This window comes from Streptomyces sp. NBC_01463 (genome assembly GCA_036227345.1).
In the GTDB taxonomy this organism is placed as follows: domain Bacteria; phylum Actinomycetota; class Actinomycetes; order Streptomycetales; family Streptomycetaceae; genus Streptomyces.
Map to the genome: position 1 here is coordinate 2,315,276 of CP109468.1, position 23,920 is coordinate 2,339,195.

Annotated in this window: 17 protein-coding genes; 6 read left to right on the forward strand and 11 right to left on the reverse strand. The window is 71.0% G+C overall.

Annotation, left to right across the window (positions count from 1 at the left end; all coding sequences use genetic code 11):
• Positions 1–81: 81 nt before the first annotated feature.
• From OG521_10070 to OG521_10085, 4 genes are all read right to left on the reverse strand, one after another.
• The gene (locus OG521_10070; GenBank protein ID WUW21116.1) at positions 82–1,809 is read right to left on the reverse strand and encodes a DUF4173 domain-containing protein; all 1,728 of its coding nucleotides are present in this window, start codon (positions 1,807–1,809) and stop codon (positions 82–84) included.
• Positions 1,810–2,022: 213 nt separating this feature from the next.
• A complete protein-coding gene (locus OG521_10075) occupies positions 2,023–2,919 on the reverse strand; it encodes an ADP-ribosylglycohydrolase family protein (protein ID WUW21117.1) in 897 nt (298 codons plus the stop codon).
• A 10-nt stretch (positions 2,920–2,929) separates the two neighbouring features.
• The gene (locus OG521_10080) at positions 2,930–3,589 is read right to left on the reverse strand and encodes a histidine phosphatase family protein (protein WUW21118.1); all 660 of its coding nucleotides are present in this window, start codon (positions 3,587–3,589) and stop codon (positions 2,930–2,932) included.
• An 83-nt stretch (positions 3,590–3,672) separates the two neighbouring features.
• Entirely contained in the window at positions 3,673–4,278 is a 606-nt protein-coding gene (locus OG521_10085; GenBank protein ID WUW21119.1) for a YdbC family protein, read from the reverse strand.
• 90 nt (positions 4,279–4,368) lie between these two features.
• Here OG521_10085 and OG521_10090 point away from each other — a divergent pair, with 90 nt between their 5' ends.
• From OG521_10090 to OG521_10100, 3 genes are all read left to right on the forward strand, one after another.
• The gene (locus OG521_10090) at positions 4,369–5,325 is read left to right on the forward strand and encodes a DUF1152 domain-containing protein (protein ID WUW21120.1); all 957 of its coding nucleotides are present in this window, start codon (positions 4,369–4,371) and stop codon (positions 5,323–5,325) included.
• Positions 5,326–5,451: 126 nt separating this feature from the next.
• Positions 5,452–5,988, forward strand: a complete 537-nt coding sequence (locus OG521_10095; GenBank protein ID WUW21121.1) for a TerD family protein — start codon at positions 5,452–5,454, stop codon at positions 5,986–5,988.
• Positions 5,989–6,055: 67 nt separating this feature from the next.
• Entirely contained in the window at positions 6,056–7,561 is a 1,506-nt protein-coding gene (locus tag OG521_10100; GenBank protein ID WUW21122.1) for a serine/threonine protein kinase, read from the forward strand.
• 196 nt (positions 7,562–7,757) lie between these two features.
• Here OG521_10100 and OG521_10105 read toward each other — a convergent pair whose 3' ends face one another.
• Entirely contained in the window at positions 7,758–10,664 is a 2,907-nt protein-coding gene (locus OG521_10105; protein WUW21123.1) for a vitamin B12-dependent ribonucleotide reductase, read from the reverse strand.
• A 158-nt stretch (positions 10,665–10,822) separates the two neighbouring features.
• On the reverse strand, positions 10,823–11,335 hold the full coding sequence (gene nrdR / locus OG521_10110; protein WUW21124.1) for a transcriptional regulator NrdR: 513 nt from the start codon (positions 11,333–11,335) through the stop codon (positions 10,823–10,825).
• 555 nt (positions 11,336–11,890) lie between these two features.
• Here nrdR and lexA point away from each other — a divergent pair.
• Entirely contained in the window at positions 11,891–12,685 is a 795-nt protein-coding gene (gene lexA, locus OG521_10115) for a transcriptional repressor LexA (protein WUW21125.1), read from the forward strand.
• Positions 12,686–12,789: 104 nt separating this feature from the next.
• On the opposite strand, the gene OG521_10120 is transcribed toward lexA, so the two are convergent.
• The 5 genes from OG521_10120 to OG521_10140 are packed head-to-tail and all read right to left on the reverse strand — an operon-like array spanning position 12,790 to position 20,826.
• Positions 12,790–14,760, reverse strand: a complete 1,971-nt coding sequence (locus OG521_10120; protein WUW21126.1) for an ATP-dependent DNA helicase — start codon at positions 14,758–14,760, stop codon at positions 12,790–12,792.
• 50 nt (positions 14,761–14,810) lie between these two features.
• Entirely contained in the window at positions 14,811–16,688 is a 1,878-nt protein-coding gene (locus OG521_10125; protein WUW21127.1) for an IucA/IucC family siderophore biosynthesis protein, read from the reverse strand.
• A gap of 60 nt (positions 16,689–16,748) precedes the next feature.
• Complete coding sequence (locus OG521_10130) at positions 16,749–17,450, reverse strand: acetyltransferase (protein ID WUW21128.1); 702 nt, start codon at positions 17,448–17,450, stop codon at positions 16,749–16,751.
• A 56-nt stretch (positions 17,451–17,506) separates the two neighbouring features.
• On the reverse strand, positions 17,507–19,417 hold the full coding sequence (locus OG521_10135; GenBank protein ID WUW21129.1) for an iron transporter: 1,911 nt from the start codon (positions 19,415–19,417) through the stop codon (positions 17,507–17,509).
• Between the two features lie 29 nt (positions 19,418–19,446).
• A complete protein-coding gene (locus OG521_10140) occupies positions 19,447–20,826 on the reverse strand; it encodes a diaminobutyrate--2-oxoglutarate transaminase family protein (protein ID WUW21130.1) in 1,380 nt (459 codons plus the stop codon).
• 359 nt (positions 20,827–21,185) lie between these two features.
• Between OG521_10140 and OG521_10145 the strand changes: the two genes are divergently transcribed.
• Together OG521_10145 and OG521_10150 are read left to right on the forward strand one after the other, a co-directional pair.
• Complete coding sequence (locus tag OG521_10145; GenBank protein WUW21131.1) at positions 21,186–22,415, forward strand: hypothetical protein; 1,230 nt, start codon at positions 21,186–21,188, stop codon at positions 22,413–22,415.
• Positions 22,416–22,744: 329 nt separating this feature from the next.
• Positions 22,745–23,914: a hypothetical protein gene (locus tag OG521_10150; protein WUW21132.1), complete on the forward strand. Its 1,170-nt coding sequence runs from the start codon at positions 22,745–22,747 to the stop codon at positions 23,912–23,914.
• Positions 23,915–23,920: the final 6 nt, after the last annotated feature.

Consider the following 23,920-nt stretch of genomic DNA (forward strand, 5'->3'; position numbering starts at 1 on the left):
GCCGCGCGCACGGAGCCGGAAGGCACGGTTGCGGGCCGCCCCGAGTGGGGCGGCCCGCAACCGGTCCAGTGCGTACGGGGATCAGTACGGGTCGTAGGGGTCGTACTGGTCGTCCGAGCCGCCGCGCTCGCTCCCGTTGTCCCCGGACCCCAGGCCCCGGCAGTCACGGGTACGGGCGCCGGGATCCCAGTCCCCGAGAATGTCCCGGGCCCTCGACTCGCCCCAGCTCGTGGCGTACCACGGCTCGTCCGAACTCCGCAGGGTCCGCTGGATCTCCTCCAGCGCGCAGGAGCGCAACGGCTCCGGCAGGGTGTCCAGGGCCGGTACGGCGTCGGCCGAGAGGCCCTGGAGGTACTCGATGTCGATGGAGTGGTCGCTGCGGTAGCGCTGCACGTTCTGCTCCGCGATCAGGCCGTCGGGCGACAGCAGTCCGAACGCCAGGACGCCGGCCGCCGCGCTCGCCGCGACGGCGCGCGGCAGCAGCCGCGCGCCGAAGACACCGGCCGCCATGATCAGCACGAGGACGGCACCCAGCCACAGTTCGACCGCCGCCACCGAGATGCGCAGCCTGGTCAGGCCGTAGGCGTCGACGTAGAGGTCCATGCGCCGCAGCGCGGAGGCGACGACGACGAGCGTCAGCAGGCAGAGCGTGCCGAGGACGCCGTGCACGAGCGTACGGTCGCGGGCTCCGCCGCGCGGGGCCCAGCGCAGGGCGAGCGCGATCACCAGCAGGGTGAGCAGGGTGGCCCACAGCAGCTGCCAGAATCCCTCCCGGGCGTACTGGGAGTAGCTGAGGTCGGTCTCGGCCATCACCTTGTCGTACCCGCCGAGCAGCACCGTGAGCTGAATGGCGAGGAAGCCGGCGAAGAGCAGGTTCAGGACGATCAGCGGCAGCGCCCATTCCAGCCGTCCGCGCGCCTTGCCCGGGCGTACCGGCAGCTGGTCCCAGCGCACCGGAGCGGCGGCGGTGTACGCGGCGGCGAGCGCGCCGACGAGTCCGAGCACGGCGAGGAAGAGCCGCCACGGGCCGTCGCCGATCGACACATCGGGGATCAGGTCGCCGAGCACGTCGGCGAACGCGGCGTCGGCACTCGCGAAGAGCGCCCCGAACACGATGAGCAGGACGATCGCCACGGCGCCGGAGCGCACGACGACACCCCAGCGGCCGCGGGAGCCCGCCATCCGGTCGCGCAGCCCCCGCACCGCCCAGCCGAGCGACTCGGCGACGGACGTGAGCAGTCCCAGCGAACCGAGGAAGACCCCGAGCCAGCTGCGGCTGCCGTGCAGCGCGAGCGAGCCGAGCGCGAAGGCGGACACGATGGCCAGGAAGCTCGGCCAGCCGGCGTCCCGGAGTGCGGGGACGACGAGCAGGGCCAGTCCGCCGACCGCCCAGACCGCCGTCCACGGGCGCAGCCGGCGAGCGGCCGAGCGGGCGGCGAAGTACGCGGCGAGCGCCGCCGGGAGCGCCACGAGAAGCAGGTTCAGGCCGATGCCGTCACCGAGCAGCAGCGCGCTGAGCAGGCCGGTCGCGAGGACGGACCAGAGGGTGGCCACGGGTATGTCTCCCGGCCTGGCCGGGCGCAGCAGCGAGAGCTCTTTGGGGGCCGTCCGGCCCTGCCCCCACGGATCGGCCCGTGTCGGACGCGCCTGCTGCGCGTACGAGGGCACCTTCGGGGGCTCCGGCACCCCGGCCGGCATCGTCTGCTGTGCGGTGTCGCGGGGCGGCGGGACCTCGGCCGCCGCAGGCTCCGCCGTGGCCGGATCCGAGCCGTTCTCCGGCCGGGACGGTTCTGCTGTGTGATCTGACACGGGACCCCTCCCCACCGGGGTCCGCTCACGCGAGCCCTGGGCAGCGCGGCCCCCCGGCGTCTCATTCGGTGCACACCCGTCGTGATGATCACCGAGGGATGATCACCGGGGGCGGCGTGGCCGAAAGAGTAACCCCGGGTGACGGTCGTGAGCCGTACTGGGCGGCGCTGTGGCAGTACCGTGACAGTCGGGTGCCCGACGGCCCGGGGGTCGCTACCCGGCCGTCCAGTCGGGCAGCGCTTCGGTCCGCTGCGTCCAGTCGGCCGGCGGCGCGCCCGCGGTGCCCGCGGCGACGACTCCGCCGACGATCGCGCAGGTCGTGTCGACGTCGCCGCCCGCCTGCGCGGTCACCCAGAAGGCGGTCTCGAAGTCACCGAGGCTGCGGGCCGCCGACCAGAGCGCGAAGGGCACGGTGTCGTGCGCGCTCGTGCGGCGCCCGTTGCCGAGGACCGCGGCGACCGTGCCCGCGTCCTCGTAGTCCAGCATGTCGCGGGCCCGGCGCAGCCCGGCTCCGACCGCGCTGCGGGGTACGAGCGCGATCACGCCGTCCAGGAGTTCGGCCGGCTTCGGCGGCCCGCCGGGCGCGGCGGCGAGCGAGGCGGCCGCGGCGACGGCCATCGCGCCGACGACGGCCTCCCGGTGCTGATGCGTGGTGTACGAGGAGATCTCGGCCTGGTGCGTGGCCTGCTCGGGGTCGTCCGCGTACCAGGCGCCGAGCGGTGCGATGCGCATCGAGGAGCCGTTGCCCCACGAGCCCTGGCCCTTGAACAGCGCGGAGGCCAGCTCCCGCCAGTCCCCGCCCTCCCGGACCAGCCTCAGCAGGCGGTTCACGGCGGGGCCGTATCCCCGGTCGAAGTCGTGGTGCACCGCGAAGGAGCGGGCGAGGGCGTCCTGGTCGATCCGGCCGTGCTGCCGGAGCACGGCCAGCACCGAGGCGGCCATCTCGGTGTCGTCGGTCCACTGCCAGGGGCCGGGCGGCAGGGCGCGGTCCTTCAGCAGCGGATAGTTCGCGGGCACGAAGAACTGGGAGCCCAGGGCGTCTCCCACGGAGAGGCCGCGCAGGCTGCCAAGGGCGCGGTCGAAGCGCTGGTCGGAAGCGGATTCGGTCATCGCTTCCACTCTATCCGGTGATGCCGTACGGCTCAGGGGTCCGCCAGCGCTCGAACGGCCTGTCCAGCGTGTAGCGCCCGTCCTTCCCGAGCACCAGCGTCCGGGACTCCCCGTTGCCGGGGTTGGAGAGCGACTCGAATTCGGCCACGGACCAGTGGAACCAGCGCATGCAGAAGAGCCGCATGGTCAGCCCGTGCGTGACCAGCAGGACGTTCTGCGGGTGGTCGGGGTCCTCGAAGCTCCGGTACAGGCTCTCCAGGAACGCGCCCACCCGGTCGTACACGTCCGCGCCCGACTCACCCTGCGCGAAGCGGTAGAAGAAGTGCCCGTACGCGTCCCGGTACGCCTTCTGGAGGCGTACGTCGTCCCGGTCCTGCCAGTTCCCCCAGTCCTGCTCGCGCAGCCGGGGCTCCTCGCGCACCCGGACCCGCCCGAGGTCCAGCCCGAGGGAGGTGAACGTCTGGTGCGTACGGCGGTAGGGCGAGACGTACACACTGACCCGCTCCCCGTCGAAGAGCTCGCGCAGCCGCACCCCGGCCTCGCGGGCCTGCCGCAGTCCGGCCGGGGTGAGCCTCAGCGCGTGGTCGGGCTCGCGCTCGTACACCGTGTCGTCGGCGTTGCCCTCGGACTCGCCGTGCCTGATGAGGACGATGCGTTGCGGTCTTGCCATGTACCGACCCTAGATCGAGTCGCCGCCGTTCGAGCAGTTGTCCGGAACCCGACGCTCCATGTCGGCGGTGAATCCCCGGCGGGTCACACGGTCCACGAGGGTTCGAGCTGGACGACGTCGCCGGTGAGCGAGGCCACGTCCTCCTCGGTCTGCGCCCGCTGCGAGAGCCGTTCCACGCTCCCCGGCCGGTACTTGCCGCGTTCGGCGCTCGACTGCCACATCGACAGGACCAGGAACTCGTGCCCGGGGGCCTCTCCGAAGACACCGCGCAGCATGCCGGGCGATCCGGCCATCGCCGGGTTCCACACCCGCTGCTGCATCAGCGCGAAGTGCTCGACGCGGTCCTCGTGCACCCTGCTGTGCGCCACCCTGACCACGTCCGCGTCGGTGAAGCGGGGCTCGAAGCCGGTCTTCACGTCGAAGCGGTACTCGAACAGCTTGACCTGGATGTCGTTGCACGTGCCGGTCTGCGCGGCGGCGAGGGCGTCGTGTCCACGCGCCATGAACGAGTCGTAGAAGACCCGGTTCTCCCAGAACGCGAAGACATGGGCCACCTCCGGCCGGCCACGGCTCCAGCCGCCGCCCTGCCCCCTGAATCCCGGCTCACCCAGCAGCCCCGCCCACTTCCGCTGCCCCCGCTCGAATCCCCGACGGTCCACCACACTGCAGCGAATCCACTTGACCAGCACTGCGCCATCGTACGGGTGACGGACGTGGCGTGGGTCACGCTCCGTCGGAGTGCGTCAGAACCGGTCACGGGTGATCACACAATGATCGCCATGACCTCGCTGCACACCAACCAGCTGTTCGACCGTCTCGATTCGGCGGAGAGGATCCTCGTCGCCGGTGCCGGCGGAGGCTTCGACATCTACGCCGGGCTCCCCCTCGCGCTCTCCCTGATCCACCGGAACAAGCAGGTGCGGCTCGCCAATCTGTCCTTCAGCGCGCTCGAAGGGCTCCCCCTGGACTCCTGGCTCGCCCCCGACCTCGCGGTCATCACCCCCGAAACCTCCCTCCACCAGGTGTACTTCCCGGAGCGGACCCTCGCTCAGTGGCTCGCCCTGCACGGCTACCCGGACACCGTCCACGCCCTGTCCCGCACGGGTGTCCAGCCGCTGCGCGACGCCTACCGCGCGTTGATCGAGCGGTACGACATCGACGCGGTCGTCCTGGTCGACGGCGGTACGGACATCCTGATGCGGGGCGACGAATCCGGTCTGGGCACCCCGGAGGAGGACATGACGAGCGTCGCGGCGCTCGCCGGGATCGACGGCCCGGAGTGCTTCGTCGTCTCCATCGGCTTCGGCGTCGACGCCTACCACGGGGTGAGCCACGGCCTCGTCCTGGAGAACATCGCCGCGCTCGAACGCGACGGCGCGTACCTGGGGGCGTTCTCCGTACCCCGTACGACGCGCGAGGGCGCGCTGTTCCTCGACGCGGTGGCCCATGCCCAGGAACACACGCCCGATCATCCGAGCATCGTCAACGGATCGATCGCCGCGGCGGTGCGCGGAGAGTTCGGCGACGTACGGTTCACCTCGCGCACCAGCGGCAGTGAGCTCTTCATCAACCCGCTGATGTCGCTGTACTTCGCCTTCGAGCTGGAGGGGATCGCCCGCAACTGCCTCTACCTCGACCGCATCGAGGACACCCACCTCCTGCGTCAGGTCAGCAGCGCGATCGAGGCGTTCCGGGACGGGGTCCGGCAGCGTCCGCCGCGCCGGATACCGCACTGACGGCACCGGGATCCGTGGTGGCTCGATTACGCCCCTCGTCCCAAGGCGGTTGGTTCCACGGACAGTTACGGACATCATCCGGTGATAGAACCGGTGCGACGGCCCCGCGCGAAGGAGCGAACTCCGATGAGCACTCCCAACAAGGACATCGAGAAGGTGGAGGTCAGGCTCAAGTGGGACCCCAGTCCCCAGGGCGAGCCCGGCCACGACCTCGACATCATCGCGGCGACCTATCCGGCCGACGATCCGTACGGCAGCCCCGGCTATCTCGTGCACTTCGACAGCCGCGCGCCCGACGGCACGATCACGCTCAACCGCGACAGCAGGACCGGTCAGGGCCTGGGATACGACGAGGTCATGACGCTGGAGCTGGACCGGCTCTCGGAGACGTACTCCCGGGTGGTCGTCGGCGTCGCGATCCAGCAGCGCGACGGCCACAAGACGTTCGCCTCGATAGAGAACACCGGAGTCCAGATCCGCGAGGGGTACACCACCATGGCCGAGGACGACTTCTCGTCGGTCGGCGCGGCGACGGCGGCCGTGGTCGCCGAATTCGTGCGGGACTCCTCGGGTGTCTGGCAGTTCCACGGCACGGTGCGGGGGTTCGACGGGGACGCCGACTCGTTCGCCACGGCGATGGGAAACCGTCCGCCGGGAGCGTGACGGTGCGGGCGGACGGCTGAAGGGGCGGCCAGCTTGCCGGGTGTCCGGCCGCGGGACCAGGGGGAAGATGTTGCGGGGCAGTGTGCTGGACGGACGCTACGAGCTCGGAGAACGACTGGGCCGAGGCGGCATGGGGCAGGTCTGGAGCGCGCGGGACTCCCGGATGGACCGCGATGTCGCGGTCAAGCTGGTCACATCGATCCCGCAGGTGGGTGAGCAGGAGACGTTCCTCCGGTTCCGCAGGGAGATACGGTCGGCCGCCGGTCTGCCGGGGCGGCACACGGTGTCCGCCTACGACTGCGGTGAGGCGCTGATCGACGGTGAGCGCGTGCTCTACCTGGTGATGGAACGGCTGTCGGGCCGCACGCTGCGGCAGACCGTCGCGGACGAACGCCCCCACTGGACGGTCGCCACCCGGTGGGGGCGGCAGGTGGCAGTGGCGCTCGCTGCCGCGCACAGGCAGCGGATCGTGCACCGGGACATCAAACCGGAGAACGTCATGTTCGCCGCGGACGGCGACCTGAAGGTTCTTGACTTCGGAATCGCGAAGTTCCTCGGGGACACCGTACGGGTCAACGACCTGACCGGCACCGGTGTGGCGTTGGGGAGCCTTCTCTACATGTCGCCCGAGCAGTCACGGGGCGAGGCCGGCATCGACCACCGGACGGACATCTACTCGCTCGGCTGTCTGCTGTACTTCATGCTCACCGGCCGTCCGCCGATCGTCGCGGACAACGTCCTGGCGTTGATCCATCTCCAGACCCACGAGCAGCCGGCGCCGCCGCACACCCTGGTCGACGGGATACCGGCCGAGGTCAGCGGACTCGTGATGCGTCTGCTCGCACATCGGCCGGACGACCGGCCGGGTTCGGCACGGGAAGTCCTCGCCGAACTGGACGCTCTGCGTGACAGGGTCCCTCGCGACGTGAGCACCGAAGCAGTGCGCCCTCGCGCCGGAGAAGAGGCCGGGGCCGAAGCGGCGGACCTCCTGGAGCAGGCGCGACGGCACGCTCACGCGAAGCGCGAAGAAGCGGACGCGCTCTTCGAGGAGACCCGGGCGAAGGCTGCCCAGGCCGCTGCCGCCTTCGAGACGAACCTCGCCAAGCGGCGTGAACAGTCCGAACGGGACCTGGCCGCTCGTCAGCAGATGGCGCTGACGCGCCTCGACGAAATAGAGAAGAGGGCCGAGCAGCTGCGTGCGGAAGCCGAGAGCTTGCGTGCGGATGCGGAGCGCCGTGCCCGGCGCACAGTCGAGGACGCGCGCCGGGAGGCTGATGCCATCCTCGCGCGGGCAGGCAGCCGAGCGAAGCGGCAAGCGGGCGAAGAATCATCCGGCGGCTGGCGGAGCGCAAGGGGTGGTGCCGGGCCGGCTGAGGACTTCACGCCGTTCTGGTTCGCGGTGCCGGTGCCCCGGCCGCTGTACGGAGTCGACGGTTCGCAGAGGCAGATCGCCGAACTGGCGACGGGTGTCTGGTACCTCGCGCTCGAACACCACGAACGGGGCCTCGTCGCCCAGACCGAGGACGGACGGCGCGGCGTGCTGCAGGACACGACCGGTATCCAGCGCGGCTGACGTTCCCGGTGCGGGTGCCGGTCACCACGGCTGAGCCCATATGACCGCCGGACCCGGGACCCGCGACGGAGAGCAATGGTGGCCGGAGAGCCGAGGAGGGGGTTCCGGAAAGTTCCGGAACCCCCTCCTCACCAGGCACTACGGCGTCTCGCCGATCAGGCCGGTCGCCGCATCGGGTGCGGCCCGGCCCAGCGGATCAGCTGCAGCCGCTGGTCGAGCCGCAGCCCTCGCAGATGTAGCAGGAGCCGGCGCGCTGCATCTTCGTACCGCAGGAGAAGCAGAGCGGGGCGTCCGCGCTGATGCCGAGCTGCATCTCGACCAGTTCGGCCGAGGTGTGCGCCGTCTTCGGGGCCGGCGTACCGGCCTCCTGCACCGGCGCCACGGCCTTCAGCGGCTCCGGCTGCCGCACGGGGGCGGACTGGGCCAGGTTCTCGGCCTCCAGCTGCTCCTCCTCGAACGTCGGCTCGTAGGAGCCGGTGTCGAGGTGGCGCTGACGCTCCTCGGCGGAGTGGATGCCGAGGGCCGAGCGGGTCTCGAAGGGCAGGAAGTCCAGCGCCAGGCGGCGGAAGATGTAGTCGACGATCGACTGCGCCATCCGCACGTCCGGGTCGTCCGTCATGCCGGCCGGCTCGAAGCGCATGTTGGTGAACTTCGAGACGTACGTCTCCAGCGGGACGCCGTACTGCAGACCCACCGAGACGGCGATGGAGAAGGCGTCCATCATGCCCGCGAGGGTCGAGCCCTGCTTGGACATCTTCAGGAAGACCTCACCGAGACCGTCGTCCGGGTAGGAGTTGGCGGTCATGTAGCCCTCGGCGCCGCCCACCGTGAAGGAGGTGGTGATGCCGGGACGGCCCTTGGGCAGACGCTTGCGGACCGGGCGGTACTCGATGACCTTCTCGACCGCGGTACGGATCGTGTCCTCGGCCTTGGCCGTGACGGCCTCCTTCTCCTTCTCCTTGGTCTTCGCGGAGAGGGGCTGGCCGACCTTGCAGTTGTCGCGGTAGATCGCGAGCGCCTTGACGCCCATCTTCCACGCCTCGAAGTAGACCTCCTCGACGTCCTCGACGGTGGCCGTCTCCGGCAGGTTCACCGTCTTGGAGAGCGCGCCGGAGATCCACGGCTGGATGGCCGCCATCATGCGCACGTGGCCCATCGCGGAGATGGAACGCTCGCCCATCGCGCAGTCGAAGACCTCGTAGTGCTCGGTCTTCAGACCGGGAGCGTCGATCACGTTGCCGTTCTCGGCGATGTGGTCGACGATCGCCTCGATCTGCTCCTCCTGGTAGCCCAGGCGGCGCAGGGCCTGCGGGACGGTGCCGTTGACGATCTGCATCGAGCCGCCGCCGACCAGCTTCTTGAACTTGACCAGGGCGAGGTCGGGCTCGAGGCCGGTGGTGTCGCAGGACATCGCGAGACCGATGGTTCCGGTGGGCGCGATGACCGAGGCCTGCGCGTTACGGAAACCGTTCTTCGCGCCGAGGCGGATCACGTCCTGCCAGGCCTCCGTCGCGGCGGCCCAGACCGGGTTGTCCAGGTCGTCGGCGTGCACGGCCACCGCGTTGGCGTCGGCGTGCTGCTTCATGACGCGCTGGTGCGGCTCGGCGTTGCGGGCGTAGCCGTCGTACGGGCCGACGACCGCGGCCAGCTCGGCGGAACGCTTGTACGAGGTGCCGGTCATCAGCGAGGTGATGGCGCCGGCGAGCGCGCGGCCGCCGTCGCTGTCGTACGCGTGGCCGGTCGCCATCAGCAGGGCGCCGAGGTTGGCGTAGCCGATGCCCAGCTGGCGGAAGGCGCGGGTGTTCTCACCGATCTTCTCGGTGGGGAAGTCCGCGAAGCAGATCGAGATGTCCATAGCGGTGATGACCAGCTCGACGACCTTGGCGAAGCGCTCGGACTCGAAGGACTGGTTGCCCAGGCCGTCGTCCTTGAGGAACTTCATCAGGTTCAGCGAGGCGAGGTTGCACGAGGTGTTGTCCAGGTGCATGTACTCGCTGCACGGGTTCGAGCCGTTGATCCGGCCGGACTCCGGGCAGGTGTGCCAGGCGTTGATGGTGTCGTCGTACTGGATGCCCGGGTCGGCGCAGGCCCAGGCCGCCTCGGCCATCTTGCGGAAGAGGGACTTGGCCTCGACCTCTTCGATGACGTCGCCGGTCATGCGGGCGCGCAGCCCGAACTTCCCGCCGGACTCGACGGCCTTCATGAACTCGTCGTTCACGCGGACCGAGTTGTTGGCGTTCTGGTACTGGACCGACGTGATGTCGTCGCCGCCCAGATCCATGTCGAAGCCCGCGTCGCGCAGGGCGCGGATCTTCTCCTCCTCCTTCACCTTGGTCTCGATGAAGTTCTCGATGTCGGGGTGGTCGACGTCGAGGATGACCATCTTGGCCGCACGGCGGGTGGCGCCACCGGACTTGATCGTTCCGGCGGACGCGTCGGCGCCGCGCATGAAGGAGACCGGACCGGAGGCGTTGCCGCCGGAGGAGAGGAGCTCCTTGGAGGAGCGGATACGGGAGAGGTTCAGGCCGGCACCGGAGCCGCCCTTGAAGATCATCCCCTCTTCCTTGTACCAGTCGAGGATCGACTCCATGGAGTCGTCGACGGCCAGGATGAAGCAGGCCGAGACCTGCTGCGGCTGGGGCGTGCCGACGTTGAACCAGACCGGGGAGTTGAAGCTGAAGATCTGGTGCAGGAGGGCGTACGCCAGCTCGTGCTCGAAGATCTCGGCATCCGCGGGAGAGGCGAAGTAGTTGTAGTCCTCGCCGGCCTTCCGGTACGTCTTCACGATCCGGTCGATCAGCTGTCGCAGACCGGTCTCGCGCTGGGGGGTGCCGACAGCCCCGCGGAAGTACTTGCTGGTGACGATGTTGACCGCGTTCACCGACCAGAAGCCGGGGAACTCGACGCCACGCTGCTCGAAGTTGATCGAGCCGTCGCGCCAGTTGGTCATGACGACGTCACGGCGCTCCCACGCCACCTCGTCGTACGGATGCACGCCGGGGGTGGTGTGGATGCGCTCGATACGCAGGCCCTGCTTGGTCGCAGTCGACTTGGCTCCCTTGTTGCGGGAACCTCGTGCCGGGCCGCTCGCCGTCTCTGTCATGCCGCCTCCCATATGTGGGCAAAAACGCCCTGAAGTGCCGAGAACTTCCCCGGGCACAGTCTGTGTCTGATGCCTCGGGCGCCGCGCACGGCGTCCGGAGCAGGTCTGCGTGCCGCGCCGGTGCCGATCCTCGGATCGGTGCCGGCCGGCGGGTGCCGCTAGTCGGCGGCGACGGCGGGAACGGGGACCTCGGGGGTCTCGCCGGTCCCGCATCCTTGTACGGGAGGCCGTCGCTCGCGGAGTTCCACGATGGCGGCCTCGAAGTCCTCGAGGCTGTTGAAGGCCCGGTAGACGGACGCGAACCGCAGGTACGCGACGAGGTCGAGTTCCTGCAGGGGGCCGAGGATGGCCAGACCCACGTCGTGAGTGGTCAGCTCGGCGCTGCCGGTGGCGCGCACCGCCTCCTCGACCCGCTGGCCGAGCTTGGCGAGGGCGTCCTCGGTGACCGGCCGCCCCTGGCACGCCTTGCGCACGCCTGAGATGACCTTGGTGCGGCTGAAGGGCTCGGTGACGCCGCTGCGCTTGACCACCATGAGCGAGCAGGTCTCCACCGTCGTGAAACGGCGGGAGCAGTCGGGGCACTGGCGACGGCGGCGGATCGAGGTCCCGTCGTCGGTGGTGCGACTGTCGACGACCCGGCTGTCGGGGTGCCTGCAGAAGGGGCAGTGCATGGCTCCCAACCCTCCTTCACAGCACGACTGAATAGCCTCTTCAGGCCCGGTTACGGGCCCTCGAAGCAGTCTCAAGCATAGGCGATGACCACACCCCCGATGGACGGGGACCACAACTTCTGGGCGGTCGTGACAATCCAACCACTAGATCTTGGGTTTGGCCGCGCATTCGGCCCTAGCGCGTGTCGCGCGTTCCGGGCGGCCGGAAGGCAGCGTACGGCCGACCACGAGGGTACGGGAAGCGAGCGGCGCCGCCGATTGCGGGGCGGCCGTCGGCGGACCGCCCGAACGGGCGGACACGCGCACCCGGGACCACCCCGCGCGCCGGCGCCGCGGGCGCGGCCGCTACCGTAATAGTCCGAATTGCCGGTGGACCCGCGCGCGAGGCGCGGGGTCCGGGCCGGTGGCGAAACAGCCCTCCCGGCTTCGCTCATACACCTGCCATTGAACAGCCGACAGCCTTTTATTCGTTTTTCACTCGAACGTGTGTTTGGCGCAACCTTTCGAAAGCTACTACCGTTGTCCAGCTAGGGAGACCATTCGAGAGGGGCCGACGTGACCACCACCGCAGACAGTGCCATCATCACTGCCCAGGACCGCTCCCAGAGCCGACTCGAGCCGGTGCATGCCATGAATGACTCAGTCACGAACACGGAGGGGCCGGAGCCCGCGCGCCCAGCGCGCTCGCTGCCCGGACGACCTCCTGGAATCCGGGCGGACAGCTCGGGGCTCACGGACCGGCAGCGGCGAGTGATCGAGGTCATCCGGGACTCCGTACAACGCCGGGGATACCCCCCGTCGATGCGGGAGATCGGTCAGGCGGTGGGCCTTTCCAGCACGTCCTCCGTCGCACATCAGCTGATGGCCCTGGAGCGCAAGGGCTTCCTGCGCCGCGACCCCCATCGCCCCCGGGCGTACGAGGTGCGCGGTTCGGACCAGCCCAGCACGCAGCCCACGGACACGACCGGCAAGCCCGCGGCGTCGTACGTGCCGCTGGTCGGCCGGATCGCGGCCGGTGGTCCGATCCTCGCCGAGGAGTCCGTCGAGGACGTCTTCCCGCTCCCCCGCCAGCTGGTCGGGGACGGCGAGCTCTTCGTGCTGAAGGTCGTCGGCGACTCGATGATCGAAGCGGCGATCTGTGACGGGGACTGGGTCACCGTGCGCCGCCAGCCCGTGGCGGAGAACGGCGACATCGTGGCCGCGATGCTGGACGGCGAGGCCACGGTCAAGCGCTTCAAGCGGGAGGACGGCCATGTGTGGCTGCTCCCCCACAACTCCGCGTACCAGCCGATTCCCGGCGACGAGGCGACGATCCTCGGCAAGGTCGTGGCGGTGCTGCGTCGGGTGTGAAGCCCCGCGTCATCCCGACAGGGCCCCGGAACCGCCACGGCGGTTCCGGGGCCCTGCCGCTGTCTGCGGGCCGTCGGTGTCCACGGGCCGCCCGTGGCGCCCGTCTACTTGTCGTCGGCCTTGGCGGCGGCGTCGATCGCGGCGAGCGAGCGGCGTGCCTGGTTGGGGTCGGTCGTGTACCAGAAGTCGGGGAGCGAGGCGCGCAGATAGCTGCCGTACCGGGCGTTGGCCAGACGCGGGTCGAGCACCGCGACGACACCCTTGTCCCCCGTGGCGCGGACGAGACGGCCGGCGCCCTGAGCCATCAGCAGCGCGGCATGCGTGGCGGCCACGGCCATGAAGCCGTTGCCCCCCGCGTCCTCGACCGCCTTCTGCCGCGCGCTCATCAGCGGATCGTCGGGACGCGGGAACGGGATCCGGTCCATGATCACCAACTGGCAGCTCGCACCGGGCACGTCGACGCCCTGCCAGAGCGAGAGCGTGCCGAAGAGACAGGTCTCCGGATCGGCCGCGAAGTTCTTGATCAGCTCGCCCAGGGTCTCCTCGCCCTGGAGCAGGATCGGCTTCTCCAGCCGGCCCCGGAGCTCCTCGGCGGCGGCCTGGGCCGCCCGCATCGAGGAGAACAGTCCGAGCGTGCGGCCGCCTGCCGCCTCCACCAGCTCGGCGAGCTCCTCCAGCATGTCGGTGCGGGCGCTGTCCCGGCCGGGGGTGGCCAGATGCCGCGCGACGTACAGGATTCCCTGCTTCGGATAGTCGAAGGGCGAGCCGACGTCGAGCCCCTTCCACTGCGGCACGTCATCGCCCGCGGTGCCTTCCGGGGAGAGGCCGAGCGAGGCCCCCACCCCGTTGAAGTCCCCGCCCAGCTTGAGCGTGGCCGAGGTGAGGACGACGGAGCGGTCGGCGAACAGCTTCTCGCGCAGCAGCCCGGAGACGGAGAGGGGTGCGACCCGCACCGAGGCGCCGAACCGGTCGTGGCGTTCGAACCAGACCACGTCGTACTCGGAGCCCTGGGTGATGCGCTCGGCCACGCCGTGGATCGTCTCGACCGAGGCCAGTGCCTGCTTGCGGACCGCGTCCTCGTCCTGGACGGACTTGTCGCGGGTGGAGCCCAGTGCGGTGATCACCGTGCGCGCGGCGTCGCGCAGCGCCATCAGCGCGTAGCCGAGGTCCTCCGGGACCTCCTCCAGGCGGCCGGGCAGCGCCAGCTCCATCACCCGCTCGAACCCCTCCGACGCGGTCTGCAGGGCGTCGGCGGCCTTCTCGTTGACCAGCTTCGCGGCGCGGCGGACCGCGCGGTTGACCTGGCCGGGGGTGAGCTCGCCCGTGGCGACCCCGGTGACCCGGGAGACCAGCTCATGGGCCTCGTCGACGATCAGCACCTCGTGGCTCGGGAGCACCGGGGCGCCCTCGATGGCGTCGATGGCGAGCAGCGCGTGGTTCGTCACCACCACGTCGGCGAGCTTGGCGCGCTCCCTGGCCTGCTCGGCGAAGCACTCGGCGCCGTACGCGCACTTGGTGGCGCCCAGACACTCCCGGGAGGAGACGGAGATCTGCGCCCAGGCCCGGTCCGAGACGCCGGGGGTGAGGTTGTCCCGGTCGCCCGTCTCGGTCTCGTCGGCCCAGTCCCGCATGCGCAGCAGGTCCTGGCCGAGCTTGCTCGACGGGGCCGCCGCCTCGAACTGGTCGAAGAGCCCCTCTTCCTCCTCCTGCGGCACGCCCTCGTGCAGGCGGTGCAGGCAGAGGTAGTTCGACCGGCCCTTCAGCATGGCGAACTGCGGGCGGCGGCGCAGCAACGGGTGCAGGGCGTCGACCGTACGCGGAAGGTCGCGCTCCACGAGCTGCCGCTGCAGGGCCAGGGTGGCCGTGGCCACCACGACGCGCTCGCCGTGTGCCAGGGCGGGCACCAGGTAGCCGAGCGATTTGCCCGTACCGGTGCCCGCCTGCACGAGCAGATGGGAGTGGTCGTCTACGGCCTCGGCGACCGCACCGGCCATGGCGGCCTGGCCGGGCCGCTCCGTACCGCCGACGGCGGTCACGGCGGCCTGCAGGAGCTCGGGGAGGGATGGCTTCGTCATAGCCGGACCAGCCTACGGGGCGCCACTGACAACGGCGGTCACTCCCGGACTCACACGGAGGGGTGGAGCGGGTTGGGTACCGTGCCGTGGACCGCCGCGTGCGGTCGCTCGGGCCGGTCGCGGTAGCCGTCCAGATGCAGGCGGTTGCGGTTCAGACAGAGGCGCTCGATGCGGGGCGTCAGCATGTCGAACATCTCGAACCTGTCCTTCAGCTCGGGGAAGCGGGCGTGGTGGCGCAGGATCTCCGCCCGGACGAGTGACCAGAATTCGCTCTCCGGGACGCCCAGCTGTTCCTCGCAGAGCGGGGACAGGAATCGGAAGACTCCGGTGAAGAGGCCGGAGTGGATGAACTGGGTGAGGAAGGCCGGTTCCTCGGTGAGCAGGATGCGGCGCACGTCCGCCGGCATCGTGTCGTGCTCGGGCAGCGGCCGGGCGCTGACGTTCACGTCGTCGACGAAGTCCTTGATCGCCAGCCGCACGGGGACGTCCCGCTCGTCGAAGACGACGATGGCGTTCTCGCCGTGCGGGGAGAAGACCGTGCCGTAGCGGTAGAGGAAGTGCAGCAGCGGCGGGAGCAGGGCGGCGAAGAGCCGGGTCAGCCAGACCGAGGGCGCCAGGCCGGAGCGCTCGACCAGCTCGGCGGTGAAGGCGCGGCCCTGCGGGTCGGTGTGCAGTAGGGAGGCGAGGGTGCGGGCCCGCTCACCGGGTGCGAGGCGCGGGAGGAGGGGTTCGCGCCAGATCGCGCCGAGGATCTCCTTGAACTGGTACGGCGTCTCGGGGAGGTGGTCGTAGAGCGGGTGCTCGACCGTGACCGAGGCGACCTCGCCGAGGAGGATGACACCGCAGGTGTCGCGCAGGAACGGATCGTTGTCGCGCAGCCCCTGCACCCAGCCGGTGACGGCGGGCGCGGCGAGGGTGCGTTCGGTCGGCAGGCCGCGCCAGACCAGCGTGTTGAGGATGGACAGCGGGAGCTTGACCGTGTGCCGGTCGGGCCGGTCCAGGTTGGCGAAGGTGCGGATGGACTGCTGCGGGAGCCGCAGGTCCGGATCGGCGTGCAGGGGCACGATGTCGCCGGCGGCGATGGCCGGGGCGAACAGCGGCACGATCCACTCGTCCCACTGCCAGGGGTGGACGGGCAGGAAGAGGTAGTCCTCCGGGTCGAGGGCGTTGCTGTGCAGGGCGGCGGCGAAGGACGCGCGGACCTCGGGGTCGAGCTCCTGGTCGTAGAGCCGGCCGGGGCGGGCGAGCGCGTTCACGCCCCGGTAGGCGGCGAGCCGGGAGGAGACGGCGATCCAGGGCAGTGTGACCGGGGTGCGGGCCTCGGGGGTGAAGCGGGCCGCGTCGGTGGCGGAGAAGCCGAGCCGTCCCTTGTTGGCGACGATCCAGGGGTGGCCCGTCTGGTGGCCCTCGAGTTCGGCGTAGTCGAGTTCGGCGAGTTCGGCGGCGGTGAGCGCGCCGTGGTCGAGGCGGGCGTCGGCGGTGAGGGTGGTGGTGAGCTCGCGGACGAGATGGCCGAGCGTGGCACCGTCCAGTTCGAGGAGGCGGCGGGCCCGGGCGAGGAAGAGCAGCGGGTCGCGGAAGGGGACGCTGCCGGCGACCTGGTCCCCGGCCGGTGCCCCGGTGGCCGCGTCGGCCTCCGTCGCCGCGCTGCTCGCCGCCCGGATCGAGTCGGGGGCGACCCGCCAGCTGCCGTACACCCCGCGCCGGGCGGTGAAGCTCAGGCTTCCGCCGTCGTCGAGGAGCAGGGTGTACGCGGTGCCCCCGGCGGCGCGCGGAACGGGCTGGATGACTTCCTCGTAGGCGAATTCGCCGAGCATCTTGGCGAGCAGCCGGGCGGCGGCTCGGTCCCAGACCGCCCGGTTCAGTTCCGGGGTGCTGAGCAGCGCGGGCGACGGGGCTGCATCACGGCTCGCGGGATATTTCGGCACGGAGACTCCTCGGGAGGGAACCGACGGGGTTCGAGCGGTGGGGAGGGGGCAGCGGATCGTTCACAGCCGGGCACGGTGGGCTCGGTCGCGGATCATCAGCGCGGCCCGCTTGTCCGGGAGTTCGACCTCCGCGGAGTAGCGGAATCCGGCGCTCAGGAACGCGGAGACGGACGGGGTGTTGCGGACATCGGGCTCGGCGACGACCCGGGTGCACCGGGGCCGGTTGTCGAGGACGAGGTCGGAGACCGCCCGGAGCAGGGTGGTGCCGGTCCCGCGGCCGCGGTGGTCCACGTCCCCGATGAGGAGGTGGATCCCGGTGTCGTGCGGGCGGACCGGGCAGTGCCGGGCGAGCGGGTCGAGGTCGGCCCGGTAGATCTCCCAGTAGCTCATCGGGACGCCCGAGAGCACGCCCAGGCAGGGCACGCTGCGTCCGTCGCCGTCGAGCTGGGGCATCAGGTGCCCGGCGGTGACGGTCTCGGCTCCGGCGAGCTCCCAGAAGGCCGCGACGGCGGGGTCGTTCATCCAGCGGCTGATCAGCGCGAGATCGCGCTCCAGCCGCACGGGGACGAGCTGGAACACGCCGGCCGGGGTCGTGACCGGCTTCCACTCCGCCGGCCGGTCGAGCAGCCCCGGGTCCTCGTGCCGCGGGCGCGGTGCGGGGGTCTCCTCCCCCAGCAGCGCCAGGAGTTCGGCGGTGAGCCGAAGGTCCAGCGTGTCGTCGGCGCCGGTTCCGGGGACGGTGTGCGCATCGGCGGGAGGCACGGTGACGCTCTCCTCTTCTGAGCGGTTCGGACGGATCCCGGCTCGGCGGAGTTCCTTCAGCCGTGGAGGGGGTTGGCGATGGTGACGTAGACGGACTGGGTGTCCACGGGTCCGACGAGTTCGTCGAGGCCGTGCAGACGCGTCAGCATGTTGGCCTTGCAGCGCAGCCGGGGTGTTTCCAGCAGGTGGGCGGGGAGCGGTGAGCCCAGTGCGGTGACCGATCCCAGGAACCGCCGGAAGGCGGCGAGGAGCACGTCCTCGTCGGCGAGCCGCTGGGCGCCGAACGCCCCGATCAGTCCGAACACGTTGTTGATGCCGAGGTAGTACGCGAAGCGTTCGTCGGTGACGGCGTCGGAGACGAAGGTGTCGCTGACGGATCCGATGCCGGGGAGCCTGCGGTCGAGGGCGGCGCGGTGGGACTCGCGGAAGTAGTAGCCCTGATTGTCCCGGTAGCGGCCGCCGGACGGCCAGCCCTCGGCGTCGAGCAGGACCAGGGTGTTCTGCTGGTGGGCTTCGAGGGCGACTCCGGCGTGGGCGTCGAGCCAGAGCACCGGCCGCACCACGCGGTCCAGGTAGCGCAGGAACCACTCGGTGGCGACGGCGGTCGTGGTCCGCCCGGTGGCGGCGGCGAGGCGGCGGACGATGTCGGCGAGGCGGGAGCGCATCTCCGGCCGGTCCGGCCAGGGGCGCGGGGCGGTGAGCCCGGCGATGCAGACGGCGTCGTCGTGCCGGCCGAACGGGTTGTGGCGCAGCATGACGTCGAGTCCGGGGACGGGTTCGCCCCCGGGGGTGTCGACCGCCAGCCACGCGGGGTCCCGGACGATGTCGAAGCCGGGGTGGGCGGAGTGCCACTGCCGGGCGAGTCCGGTGCGCAGCAGCCGGTGGACCTCCACGCCGCGGTGGAGTTCCTTGCGGAGGTTCTCCCGGCGGGAGTTGGTGATGCGTACGCCGAGGGAGAGCTTCAGCATGAGGTCGGCGCCGGGCTGCTGGACGGTGCGCACCGAGGAGGTGGGGTGCCAGCGCTCGCCGTACGGTCCGAGGTCGTGCAGGAGTCCGGAGTCGAACAGGGCCGCGACCTCGGGCCGGTTGGCCAGGTCGCGGGCCTGCCAGGGGTGCAGCGGAATCGCCACGGTGTGCCCGGGGATCCGCAGGCCCTCGGCGTGGCGGGCGACGAGTTCGGCGGCACCGACCGGGCGGCCCTGTTCGGTCCACGCGGAGTCGGTGGCGAGGACGGACCGGTGGGCGGCCATCCAGTGCAGCGGGAAGGAGCCGTGCGCCTCGGGTGAGTAGAGGCGGGTCTCGGAGTCGGAGAGGCCTTCCCTGCTCTTGGGCGAGGGGTGCAGCGGATGACCGAGGAGGAGCGACTGTTCCGCGGTGAGGAAGAGGTCCGCCCCGGCGGGTGCGGTGGGCCGGTGCCGTTGTCCTTCGATGAATCCGGCGGTCCGCCGCACCGAGTCGGCCACCCGGCCCACCATGTCGGCGCTCTCGTGGTGGCCGGCCTCCCGGCCGAGGAGGGCGGCGACGGTGACGGCGTCGACGGCGGGGGCGTTGTCGGGGGCCGTTTCCAGGAGCGGCGGGCCGAAGCGGTGCCAGCCCGTGGCGGACCAGTGGCGGACGGGGACGAGGAGGGCGGTGCCGCTCGCGGGGAGCGGGATGCGGAGGGTCTCCCCCTCCGGGCGGGACAGGTCGCCCTCGCGGACCCAGCAGCGCAGCAGGTTCTCGACGCCCGCCGTGTCGGCGGCGCACAGCGGGTCCGGGTGGTCCAGCGGGTCCGGACCGTCCGGCGGATCGGCGGCCGGTGCCGGACCGGCGGCCGTGGGCCTGGGGGCGGGCCACTGACCGTGCGGCACCTCTTTCTGGCGCGGCACGGTCGACGGTTCGACGGCGAGGTGGCCGAGTGTTGCGGCCTCTCCCCCGTGGTGGCTGGAGGGAGGGCCGTCGGCCTCGGGCGCGGGGGTGGGGTTCACGGCGGTCTTTCCTGTGATGGTTTCCGGGGTCAGCGGATCGACCCGGTCGCGGTCCGTCGGTGCGGGGAGCGCTCAGCGGCTGCCAGGGCGTCGGCGAGGCGGTCGACGACCGCTGTCGCCTGTTCGTCGGTGAGCGTGAGGGGTGGGAGCAGGCGGACGACCGTGGAGTGGCGGCCGCCGAGTTCGACGATGAGGCCGCGGCGCAGGCACTCCTGCTGGACGGCGGTGGCGAGGACCGGGTCGGGCGGCGCCTCGCCGCCCACGCCCACCGGGGCGGCTTCCGGGTCGACGAGTTCCACGCCGATCATCAGGCCCCGGCCACGGACGTCACCGATGCTCGGGTGGCTTGCCGCCAGGCTCCGCAGCCGCGCGAGCATCCGGGCGCCGAGTACGCCGGCGCGCTCGGCGAGGCGGTTCTCCCGTACGTACGCGAGGGTGGCCGTGCCGGCCGCCATCGCGAGCTGGTTGCCGCGGAAGGTGCCGGCGTGGGCTCCCGGCTGCCAGGTGTCGAGCCCGGAGCGGTAGACGATGACGGCGAGCGGCAGGGATCCGCCGATGGCCTTGGACAGCACCATCACGTCGGGCACGACGCCGCTGTGCTCGACGGCCCAGAAGGCGCCGGTGCGGCCGACGCCGGTCTGGACCTCGTCGGCGATCAGGGGGATGGACCGGGCCGCCGTGATCTCCCGCATCCGGCGCATCCAGCCGTCGGGCGCGGGGTTGACGCCGCCTTCGCCCTGCACCGGTTCGAGGATCATTCCGGCGGGAGCGGGGGTGCCGCTCTTCGGGTCGTCCAGCACGCTCTCGGTCCAGCGCGCGGCGAGTTCCGCGCCGCGCTCGCCGCCCGTCCCGAACGGGCAGCGGTAGTCCTGCGGGAAGGGGAGCCGGGTCACCCGTACGTCCTCGGCGCCGCCGGACGCGGCGAGGGCGCCCGCCGTCATGCCGTGGTAGGCGCCGGTGAAGGCGAGCAGACCGCTGCGGCCGGTCGCGGCGCGCACCAGGGTGAACGCCGCCTCGACCGCGTCGGTGCCCGCCGGACCGCAGAACTGGATCCGGGCGTCGTCGGCGAACTCCCGCGGCAGCGTGGCGAACAGCTCCGTGGTGAAGGCGTCCTTGACCGGTGTGGCCAGATCGAGCACGTGCAGGGGCGCACCCGAGTCGATGACCTTCTTGATCGCCTCCAGGACCACCGGGTGGTTGTGCCCGAGGGCCAGCGTCCCGGCTCCGGACAGACAGTCGAGATAGCGCCGCCCGTCGGCTCCCTCGATGGTCAGCCCGCGCGCCCGTACCGGCACGATCGGCAGCGAGCGCGCGTAGGTACGGGCCGCCGACTCACGCAGTGACTGGCGGCGCAGGATGCCTTCGTGTGCCGCCAGGGGTGGTGCCGGAGCTGGTTCGGTCACGGCCACGGCTGTTGATCCTCCCGCTGTAACAGTTGCGTTGCACGTCAGCACGATTCCGCAAGGACGGACTGCGGGGGTGAACGCTGTCTCCGTGTCCCCCGTACGTACCAACGACGCCGGGCGCCGAGGATCACGGGTAAATCCGAAGATCCTCGCGGAACGGAACCATGGCCCTGCCGCACACCGTCCACAGCGGCACCGGCATAGTGGGGGACCGCGCCGGGGCTCCGGGACAACCTCCCGGCCGCCACGGCATACGCGCGAGGCACCGGACCGCCGTCCGCGGTGCCGGTCCGTGTGCCGTGCCGAAGTCCAGAAGTGCAGTACGGAAGCGTTGAGTTACGAAGTCCCAGGGGGATCACCAGATGCGACTCATTCGACCGGGTTCCACCGCACGCCGCAGGGGAAGCGCCCGCCGCACCCCCGCGACCGTGCTCGCCACGGCGGCGTTCACCGCCGTTCTCGCCGTCACCGCGACCGCCTGCGGGCCGGGCGAGGACGACGCGAGCACCGAGCCGAGCAGCAGTTCCGCGGGCCAGACGTCGGACAACAAGATCACCATTCCGGATGATCTGAAGGGCCGGCTCAAGGAGCACGGGATCGACCTCGACCAGTGGAAGGACGGCGAGTGGAAGAACTGGGACAGGGACAAGTGGCTGCGTGAGGCCAAGGACTACATCAACCCGATCATCGAGGGCCTCTGGGACCCGGACCGGATGCGGGACGCCGACAAGGCGCCCGAGCAGCCGGTCGACAACGACATCTCCGGCGACAAGGGCGTGACGGACCGGACCCCCGTCCCGGTCAGGGCCGTCGGCGCGCAGACGCCGTACCACGACAGCGCCCCGGAGTCCGGGAAGCTGTTCTTCGACGGGCCCGAGGGCTCGATGGTCTGCTCGGCGACCGTGGTGAAGGACCCGGCGCACCCCGGCAAGTCCAACATGGTGTGGACCGCGGGCCACTGCGTGCACGCGGGCAAGAAGGGCGGCTGGTACCGCAACATCGCCTTCGTGCCCTCGTACAACGACAGCGGTCTGTCGACCGACGAGCTCCGGAACAACCCGCCCAAGGAGAAGGTCGCCCCGTACGGCGTGTGGTGGGGCTCGTGGGCGCAGACCTCCGAGCAGTGGATCGACCAGGGTGCCTCGGTCGGCGGGCTGGGCGCTCCGTACGACTTCGCCGTGCTGCACGTGACGCCGGAGAAGGGTTCGACCGGCAAGTCCCTGGAGGAGACGGTCGGTTCGGCGCTGCCGGTCGAGTTCAACGCCCCGGCGGTTCCCAAGATCGCGGACATGACGGCGACCGGCTTCCCTGCCGCTCCGCCGTACGACGGCCAGAAGCTCTTCCAGTGCAAGGACAAGCCGGGCCGGCTCTCGCTCACCAGCGACGACCCGACGATGTACCGCATCGGCTGCACCATGACCGGCGGTTCCTCCGGCGGCGGCTGGGTCGCGGCGGGCCAGGACGGCAAGCCCGCCCTCGTCTCCAACACCTCCATCGGCCCGGTGCCGGCGGGCTGGCTGGCCGGGCCCCGGCTCGGCAAGGAGGCCAAGGGCGTCTACGACTCGGTCAGCAAGAAGTACGCGGGCCAGTGACGGCGGATCGTCGTCCGCCCGGATGCGGATGACGTTCCCTCAGGGGCCTTCGGCCGGGCGTTCGTCGCCGAAGGCCCCCGATCCGCACGGACGTTGATCCGGGCGGGCCGCGCCCGTCGCGGGCCCGCCCCGCCGTCCGTCCGCCGGCCGGTGGCAACGGTCACCGCCCGGCCCGTCATAGGGTGGTCCCGCACCGAAGCCGACAGCCGGTCACCCCGGCGTACGGCATGACACGCTCATGCCATTTTGAGCACATTCGGCTTCGCCGATCCAGGTTCGACGTTCCAGGTACAACGATCTGTTCTGAAGATTCAGGGGGAATCTTTTCCATGCGATCCATACGTCCGCTGCTCGCCGCGACCGGTCTCGTCGCCGCACTCGCGCTGACGGCCACGGCCTGCGGTCCGAGCGAGGACCAGGCGGCCGACAAGCCCGCCACCACCGAATCCACCGGCTCCGACTCCAGCGGCGGCATGCCCTCCGGTCTGGCCGACACCCTGAAGAAGCACGGGGTCGACCCGGAGAAGTGGAAGGGCGGTGAATGGAAGAACTGGGACAAGGACAAGTGGCTGCGTGAGGCCAAGGACTTCGTCAACCCGGTCATCGAGGGGCTCTGGAAGCCCGACCGGATGAAGTCCGCGAAGGACCCGGCCAAGACCATGTCCACCGGGGACCTCTCCGGCGACCAGGGCGTCAGCGACCCGGAGCCGAGGCCGGTCACGGCCGAGCGCGAGAAGACGCCGTACCACAACTACGCGGCCCCGGTCGGGAAGGTCTTCTTCGACTCCCCCGAGGGCTCCATGGTCTGCTCGGGCACCGTCGTGAAGGACCCGAAGAACCCGGGCAGGTCCAACCTGGTGTGGACGGCCGGCCACTGCGTCCACGCCGGTGCGAAGGGAGGCTGGTACCGCAACATCGTCTTCGTGCCCGCCTACAACGACAAGGGCAAGTCCGCTGCGGCGCTGAAGAACGCGCAGCAGCAGGAGATCACCCCGTACGGCGCCTACTGGGCCGACTGGGCCTCCACCTCCGGCGAGTGGCTCGCCGACGGCGGCCCCACCGGCGGCGAGGGCGCCCCGTACGACTACGCGATCCTGCACGTGAAGCCGGAGCACGGCACCAAGTCCCTGGAGGAGACCGTGGGCAACGCCCTGCCGGTCGACTTCGACGCCCCCGAGGTCGCGCAGATCAGCGCGATGGGCGCGTGGGGCTACCCGGCCGCTCCGCCGTACGACGGTCTGATCATGCACAAGTGCGTCGACCGTCCCGGCCGGCTGTCGATCAGCCCCGCCACCCCCACGATGTACCGCATCGGCTGCACGATGACCGGCGGTTCGTCCGGTGGCGGCTGGTTCAGGAACGTCGGCGACGGCAAGCTGGCGCTGGTCTCCAACACCTCCATCGGCCCGGTGACGGCCGGCTGGCTCGCCGGACCCCACCTGGGCGAGGGCGCCCAGCAGATCTTCACGATGATGAGCGACAAGTTCGGCGCCAAGTAGCCCCGG